This window comes from Rhodopila globiformis (genome assembly GCF_002937115.1).
Taxonomy (GTDB): domain Bacteria; phylum Pseudomonadota; class Alphaproteobacteria; order Acetobacterales; family Acetobacteraceae; genus Rhodopila; species Rhodopila globiformis.
In genome coordinates, this window is record NZ_NHRY01000269.1 from 120,396 (window position 1) to 127,631 (window position 7,236).

The window sequence follows — 7,236 nt, forward strand, 5'->3', positions numbered from 1 at the left end:
GACCGCAAGCGCCAACAGGATGATGGGCTTGCGGCTTCTGTCCCGTCCGGCCTCGCCTCAGTGCGCCGGCAGCGCATCCAGCGCGGTCTGCACCATCTTGGCGTCCTCGCCGTCCGCCGGCAGCTGGGCGTGCAGGGCCTGCCAGTAGCGCCGCGCATCGTCGGGCCGGGAGTCCTGCGCCGCCGCCAGGCCGAGGTACCAAAGCGCCACCGGCTGCTTTGGATCGTGCGCCTCGACCTGCTTCAGCCAGCCGACGACCCGGGGCGGGATCCGCGCCGGCGGCCTCAGTTCGGCCAGGAGCGCCCGCGCCGCCTGCAGCGGGATGGCGTCGTCGTCCGGCTTCAGCGCCGCCGCCTTGTCATAGGCGTCGGCGGCCTTGTCCGGCTCATGCAGCACGGCATAGGCTTTGCCCAGGCGCAGCCAGCCCTCCAGGTTGGTGGGATCGGCTTCCTGCTGCGCCGCCAGCTTCCCGACCATGCCGCGGATCATCGCTTCGCGCTGCTCGGGCGACATCCTGGCGGCATCCGCCATGGCCTTCGCGCCCGGCCCCGGGGCAGGCTGGTTTGGTGCCACCTGGTCGGGCGTGGGTTCGGCCGTGCCCTTGGCCAGTTCCGGCATCGGGATCCCGGCCGCCTTCGCCGCCTGGGCAATCTGCTGTGCGACGGTCTGGCGTGCCGGGGAATCCGAAGGCATCTCGGCCAGCAGCGCCTGCCAGCCGTCGATCGCCTTGCGCGGCTCGCCGGCCTGCGCGCGTGCCAGCGCCAGGTAGAACCGTGCCATGCCGTTGCCGGGATCGACCTTCAGGATCTGGTTGAACGCCGCCTCGGCCGCCGGCGTCACCGTCCCGCTGGCCGCCATGACCATCATTTCGGCATGGTCCGCCAGCACCTCGGGGCTGTTGGCGCCCAGGTCGATGGCGTGGCGATAGGCATCCTCGGCCTTGTCCCACTGGTTCAGCATCCCCAGGCTGCGGCCATACAGCAGCCAGCCCTGCGGGTCGGACGGGTTCTGCTTCAGCTTCGCCGCCAGTTCGGCCACCGCCTTCTGCATGCCCGCCTCGTCGCCGCCGGCGACCTCGGAGGCGGGCCGCGAGGCGTACGGCACGTCCGGCACCTCCGGCGAGCCCAGCCACAGGTACAGGCCGACGGAGCCGAGGCCGACGACGAGGAAAACGGCAACCGCCAGCAGCGGGCTGCGGGCCAGGCGCGCCGGCGGGGCCGGGGTCTGCTCGGCCGCCAGCAGCCGGCGCTGGATTTCCAGCCGCGCCGTCTCGGCGTCGGTTTCCGTCAGCAGGCCGCGGGCGATGTCGCGGTCGAGTTCCTGCAACTGGTCGCGGTAAACCGCCTGGTCGAAATTGGCCCGCGCCGGCACCGGCCGCGCCCCGCGCAGCAGCGGCACCAGCAATGGCAGCAGGGCGACGAACGCCAGCAGTGCCAACAAGAAGGGAAGGATCAACCCTCGTTATCCTGTAATAATCTTTCCAGCCGGCGGCGTTCCTCGGCGTTCAGCGGCGCCACGGCCACCGGCGACACATAGCGGCGCCGCAGCCAGAACGCCGTGCCCACCAGCCCGAGCGCCACCAGCCCCGGCGGCCCGAACCACAGCAGATAGGTTGCCGGCTCGACCGGCGGTTTCAACAGCACGAACTGGCCGTAGCGATTGACCACCGCCTGGATGGTCTGCGCATTGGTGTCGCCGGCAACCAGCCGCTCACGCACCAGCATCCGGATGTCATGCGCCAGATCGGCGCCGGATTCGTCAATGGATTCGTTCTGGCAGACCAGGCAGCGCAGTTCGCTGCTGATGACGCGGGCGCGCGCCTCCAGCACCGGGTTGGCCAGGCGTTCACCCGGCTCCACGGCATGGGCGGCGGTCATCGCCGACAGTGCCAGGGCCAGGCTCAGCAACAGGGCTTTCATGTTGACGGCTCAAGCTGTTTCAGTAGCGGCATCAGTTCCTTGTCCACCGTCTCGGGCGTCAACGGGCCGACGAACCGCTTGCGGATGATACCGTTGGCATCGATGACATAGGTCTCCGGCACGCCGTAAACGCCGAAGTTCAGGCCGGCATGGCCCTCCTGGTCCATGCCGATGCGCCGGTAGGGATCGCCGAAGGTGTCCAGCAGGCGCTTGATGTTGGCCGGCGTGTCCTTGTACGCGATGCCATACAGCGGCAGATGGTTCTCCTGCGCCAGGCGCAGCAGCAGCGGATGCTCGATGCGGCACGGCACGCACCAGGAGGCGAAGAAATTGATGACCACGACATGGCCCTTCAGCCCGGCCATGGTCAGCGGCCCGCTGTTGTCCAGGCCGGGGAGGTCGAACGCCGGCGCCGGCTTTTCGAGCATTGCCGACGGCAGCACGTGGGTGTCGTGCCCGGGCTGCAGCGAGATCACGAAATAGCCGACCAGGACGAAGAAAAGTACCAGCGGCAGGATGAAGAAAATCCGCTTCATAGGCTACTCGCCAGCCACCGGAAGGACCCGCGGCTCGACCCGCCGGGCACGGCTTGCGACACCGACGCGCCAACGGCGGTCGCTCAGGCTCACCATGCCACCGAACGCCATGACCACCGCTCCTATCCAGATCCACGGCACCAGCGGCTTCCAGTAGACCCGGACCGTCCAGTCGCCTTTCGTATCGGATTCGCCCAGCGCGACATAAAGATCCGCCAGCAGGTTGGTGCGGATTGACGTTTCGCTTGTGGTCTGCTTCTGCACCGGGAAATAGCGCCGCTCGGGGTGCATGTACCGGATCAGGTTGCCGTCGCGGGTCACCCGGATCGTCGCATCGTCAGCGATATAATTTGGCCCCGGCAGGCGATCGACATGCTCCAGCGTCACCTGATAGCCGGCGAGCGAAATGCTGCCGCCGGGCTTGACAATCTCGATCGCCTCCCGGTCGAATGCCGAGGCCGAGAATCCGGCGACCGAGATAGCAAGGCCGAGATGCGCAAGCGTCATGCCGTAGGCGGACCGCGGCAGATGCACCGCCCGCCGCAGGCTGTCGGCGGCGGGGATGCGGAACAGCCGCACCCGCTCGGCGAGTTCGGTCAGCACCGCGGTGAACAGCCAGGCCGACAGGCCCAGCCCGAACACCGCCATGACCGGCCCGCCATGTGTGACGTAAAAGGCGGCCAGAACGACCAGGCCGGTGGCGATGTAGGCCGCCCACAGCCGCTGCAGCGCCCCCAGCAGGTCGCCGCGCTTCCAGGCCAGCAACGGACCGACGCCGACGGCCAGCAGCATCGGGATCATCATCGGCACAAAGCTGCGGTTGAAGAACGGAAACCCGACCGACAGCTTCGGCCCGCCCATCGCGTCGAGGAACAGCGGATACAGCGTGCCCAGGAACACCGTGGCGCACCCGCAGGACAACAGCAGGTTGTTCAGCACCAGCGAGCCTTCACGCGAAATCGGCGCGAACAGCCCGCCGCCCTTCAGCGCCGGCGCCCGCACCGCATACAGCGTCAGCGACCCGCCGATGGCCACCACCAGCAGCAGCAGGATGAACATGCCACGCGACGGGTCGGTGGCGAAGGCGTGCACCGAGGTCAGCACCCCCGAACGCACCAGGAATGTGCCGACCAAAGAGAGCGAGAAGGTAATGATGCACAGCAGGATGGTCCAGGTCTTCAGCGTATCCCGCTTCTCCACCACGATGGAGGAATGGATCAGCGCCGTGCCGACCAGCCAGGGCATGAACGAGGCATTCTCGACCGGATCCCAGAACCACCAGCCGCCCCAGCCCAGCGTGTAGTACGACCACCACGAGCCCATGGCGATGCCGATCGTCAGGAAGCACCACGAGGCCAGGGTCCACGGCCGCACCCAGCGCGCCCAGGCGGCATCCACCCGGCCCTCGATCAGCGCCGCGACGGCGAAGGAGAAGGCGACCGAGAAGCCGACATAGCCCAGGTAAAGGAACGGCGGATGGAACGCCAGGCCCGGGTCCTGCAGCACCGGATTCATGCCCTGGCCGTTCGGCGCGGCGGGGAAGGTGCGCAGGAACGGATTGGAGGTGAAAAGAATGAACAGCAGGAAACCAACGCCGATCATGCCCTGCACCGACAGCACCCGCGCCCGCAGCGCCGGCGGCAGGTTGTCGGAGAACGTCGCCACCGCCGCGGAGCACAGCGACAGCATGAACACCCACAGGAGCATCGAGCCCTCGTGGTTGCCCCAGACACCGGTGATCTTGTACAGCAGCGGCTTGTCGGTATGGCTGTTCTGGATGACGTTGATCACCGTGAAGTCGGAGGTGACGTAGGCGTGGATCAGCGACAGCATGGCCAGCGCGATCAGCCCGAACTCGATCAGCGCGCAGGACCGCGCCACCGCCATCCAGCCGAGATGGCGGCGCGCGGCGCCAATCAGCGGCACGGTTGATTGGACGATCGCGACGAACAACGCCAGGATCAGCGCGAAATGGCCAAGCTCAGTGATCATGCATCAAGGGCCTTTTCCAGTCATTGTGGCCGGCGAGGCTCCCATATGGCATGACGGTTCCCGGCTCAAGGCCGGGAACGTTACGATGCATTAAGGTAAACCCAAGCCTACGCGGCGCGGCGACGTTCCAGCGGAATTATTTTGGACAGCGCATCAATCAGCGCCGTCATCATCTCGTCCGTATGCAGCGGGCCGGGGGTGAAACGCAAGCGCTCCTCGCCGCGCGGCACCGTCGGGTAGTTGATCGGCGTGGCATACATGCCGAACTCGTCGAACAGCCGCTGGCTGACCGCCTTGCACAGCGACGCCTCGCCGATATGCAGCGGCACGATGTGGCTGACCGAGGGGATGCGCGGCAGGCCGGCGGCGTCGAACATCGCCTTCAGCGTCTCGGCGCGCTCGAACAGCTTCGCGCGGCGGGCGTGGTCCTGGCGGATGTGGCGGATGCTGGCCAGCGCCGCCGCCGCGGTCATCGGCGGGATCGAGGTGGTGAAGATGAAGCCCGACGCGGTGGAGCGGATGAAGTCGATGACGTCGGCATCGCCGGTGACGTAGCCGCCGTGGGCGCCGATGGCCTTGCCGAGAGTGCCCTCGATGATGTCGATCCGGTGCGCCACGCCATCGCGTTCCGACACGCCGCCGCCGTGCGGGCCGTACATGCCGACGGCATGCACCTCGTCGAGGTAGGTCATGGCGCCGTATTTCTCGGCGAGGTCGCAGATCCCGGCGAGGGGGGCGATGTCGGCGTCCATCGAATAGACGGACTCAAAGGCGATCAGTTTCGGCGCCTCGGCCGGCGCGGCGCGCAGCAGGGATTCCAGGTGATCCAGGTCGTTGTGGCGGAAGATGCTGACCACCGCCCGCGAGCCCTTGATGCCGGCGATCATTGACGCGTGATTCTTGGCGTCGGAGAAGCACTGCCAGGAGTGGGCGGGGCCGCAGGGCAGGGTGTTCAGGATCGTGGACAGCGTCGCCTGGTTGGAGACGTAACCGGAGGTGAAGATCAGTCCCGCTTCCTTGCCGTGCAGGCTGGCGAGTTCGGCTTCCAGTTCGTCGTGCACCGGGGAGGTGCCGCTGATGTTGCGGGTGCCGCCGGCGCCGGTGCCCATGACCCGGGCTGCCTCGCAGGCCGCCGCCACGGCGACGGGGTGGTTGCCCATGGCGATATAGTCATTCGACGACCACACCAGGATACGGGACCCGTCGGGCCGGACATAGTACGGGAAGCTGTCCACCCGTTTCTGCAAGGCCGTAAAGGTGCGGTACCGTCCTTGCTCCTTGATCGATTCAAGCGAGCGGCGGCAGTGGTCCGTGAACACTTTCATCCGTCAGTAGCCTTCGGTTAGCCAATCCGTTGAATAAGATTCCCGACCTTCATCCCCAATCATCCAGTGCGACCCCATGATCTGGATCAATCCGGTAACCGGCAGTCACGACATCTGGCACATTTTTTTCCAGGCTTTGCGCCGCGCGGCAAAATGCGCCGATTCCCTGGCGCGTCAACCGGAATTCGTACGGTTCGATGACAATGCCACCGGGCTGATCCGTTGCGGCGCTTGGCAAAGCCCGTGCGGGCTGCCATATGGCGATGTTGCGCCGCAATAAGCGCCGATCCCACCCGGAGGAGTCGCCTATGCCTTTGAGCCAGCCCGCAGACCGCGAGCGCCTGCACACGCGTGCCATCGAGATCAACGGCTACCGCCGGCACGACGGGCTGTACGACATCGAGGCGCACCTGACCGACTGCAAGAGCTACGGCCTGGCTAACGTCGACCGTGGCACAATCGAGCCGGGGGAGCCGCTGCATGACCTGTGGATCCGCGTCACCGTCGATGAGAGCATGCATATCCTTTCGGTTGAGGCGGTGAGCGACAGGACACCTTATACGACGTGTCCGGACGCGGCGCCCAACTTTGCTCGCCTGGTCGGGTTGCAAATCAAGGGCGGCTTCGTGCGGGAGGCAAACAAGCTGGTGGGCGGGGTGATCGGCTGCACCCATCTGCGGGAATTGTTGCAGCAGGTGGCGACGACGGCGTTCCAGACCATCAATCCGTCGAAGGCGCGGCGGGAACTGCAGGCCGAGGGCGAGCACCCGAACAGGCAGGGCAGCGACGCGCTGGACAAGCGCATTACCGAGAAATGGGGCGGCGGGATGCGGATCCTGAACACCTGCCTGGCGTATGACGAGAAGGGGCCGCTGGTGCGGCGGCGCTGGCCGGACCTATATATCGGGCCGGATCGCATGCCGGCTGAGAGTGAGGGAGTGGGTTCGGGCGCGCCGGAGGTGGGGCGGGGATGATGGCAGAGGGACGGAGAAAACAGGATTCCGTCGCAACAGACGCAGCGATCCGCCGGTGACGCTTGCGGGCGTGCAGGGCTGCACATGGGCCAGGGCTTTCGCTGGTTCGGCAGCGGCTGACTGTCGGCGTTCTTCTTGTTGAGGGCGTGTAGAATTCGCCACAGTCCCCCAGCCCGCCCGCGGCCACCACGATGGATGAAAATGGGCGAGGCCCGTTGCCCCTCCGTCATGGCCGGGCGTGTCCCACGGCTGTCCGGTACGTTTCTTGCTATCCCGCTGTTCGCCGGTGCACGGCATTGATATCCTTGGCTCCGACCGTTGAGCAACGTGTCCCAAGCCAGGGAGGATCATGCCGTGCGCCCACAGGATACTGTGTTGTATCAACTCCTGCAGTACGTGCCGTGGGAGCGCTTCGCAGAGTTGAGCGCCGAACCGGCGCAGGCCGCCAAAGTGCGCGGCTTTTCCGCCAAGAGCCATCTGGTGGCGCTGA

7 protein-coding genes are annotated in these 7,236 nt (G+C 66.6%); 2 read left to right on the plus strand and 5 right to left on the minus strand.

Translation table 11 applies throughout. The features are described from left to right. Nucleotides 1-57 precede the first annotated feature (57 nt). From ccmI to hemA, 5 genes are all read right to left on the minus strand, one after another. Nucleotides 58-1,455 carry a c-type cytochrome biogenesis protein CcmI gene (gene ccmI / locus CCS01_RS30445; protein WP_104522691.1) on the minus strand — a complete coding sequence of 466 codons (1,398 nt, stop codon included), beginning with the start codon at nucleotides 1,453-1,455 and terminating at the stop codon, nucleotides 58-60. Continuing rightward, a complete protein-coding gene (locus CCS01_RS30450) occupies nucleotides 1,452-1,919 on the minus strand; it encodes a cytochrome c-type biogenesis protein (RefSeq protein WP_104522693.1) in 468 nt (155 codons plus the stop codon). The genes ccmI and CCS01_RS30450 overlap by 4 nt, the downstream gene beginning before the upstream one ends. Continuing rightward, the gene (locus tag CCS01_RS30455) at nucleotides 1,916-2,455 is read right to left on the minus strand and encodes a DsbE family thiol:disulfide interchange protein (protein WP_104522695.1); all 540 of its coding nucleotides are present in this window, start codon (nucleotides 2,453-2,455) and stop codon (nucleotides 1,916-1,918) included. The genes CCS01_RS30450 and CCS01_RS30455 overlap by 4 nt, the downstream gene beginning before the upstream one ends. A 3-nt stretch (nucleotides 2,456-2,458) precedes the next feature. After that, nucleotides 2,459-4,447 carry a heme lyase CcmF/NrfE family subunit gene (locus CCS01_RS30460; protein ID WP_104522697.1) on the minus strand — a complete coding sequence of 663 codons (1,989 nt, stop codon included), beginning with the start codon at nucleotides 4,445-4,447 and terminating at the stop codon, nucleotides 2,459-2,461. A gap of 107 nt (nucleotides 4,448-4,554) precedes the next feature. After that, entirely contained in the window at nucleotides 4,555-5,772 is a 1,218-nt protein-coding gene (gene hemA, locus CCS01_RS30465) for a 5-aminolevulinate synthase (protein ID WP_104522699.1), read from the minus strand. Nucleotides 5,773-5,848: 76 nt separating this feature from the next. On the opposite strand from hemA, the gene CCS01_RS30470 reads away from it, so the two are divergent. Next, complete coding sequence (locus tag CCS01_RS30470) at nucleotides 5,849-6,052, plus strand: hypothetical protein (protein ID WP_104522701.1); 204 nt, start codon at nucleotides 5,849-5,851, stop codon at nucleotides 6,050-6,052. 28 nt (nucleotides 6,053-6,080) lie between these two features. Continuing rightward, the gene (locus CCS01_RS30475; RefSeq protein WP_104522703.1) at nucleotides 6,081-6,746 is read left to right on the plus strand and encodes a DUF2889 domain-containing protein; all 666 of its coding nucleotides are present in this window, start codon (nucleotides 6,081-6,083) and stop codon (nucleotides 6,744-6,746) included. Nucleotides 6,747-7,236: the final 490 nt, after the last annotated feature.

Coding starts and splice junctions, on each gene's coding strand:
- CCS01_RS30450 (WP_104522693.1), bottom strand. CDS start 1,919: ATGAAAGCCCTGTTGCTGAGCCTGGCCCTGGCACTGTCGGCGATGACC.
- CCS01_RS30455 (WP_104522695.1), bottom strand. CDS start 2,455: ATGAAGCGGATTTTCTTCATCCTGCCGCTGGTACTTTTCTTCGTCCTG.
- CCS01_RS30460 (WP_104522697.1), bottom strand. CDS start 4,447: ATGATCACTGAGCTTGGCCATTTCGCGCTGATCCTGGCGTTGTTCGTC.
- hemA (WP_104522699.1), bottom strand. CDS start 5,772: ATGAAAGTGTTCACGGACCACTGCCGCCGCTCGCTTGAATCGATCAAG.
- CCS01_RS30470 (WP_104522701.1), top strand. CDS start 5,849: ATGATCTGGATCAATCCGGTAACCGGCAGTCACGACATCTGGCACATT.
- CCS01_RS30475 (WP_104522703.1), top strand. CDS start 6,081: ATGCCTTTGAGCCAGCCCGCAGACCGCGAGCGCCTGCACACGCGTGCC.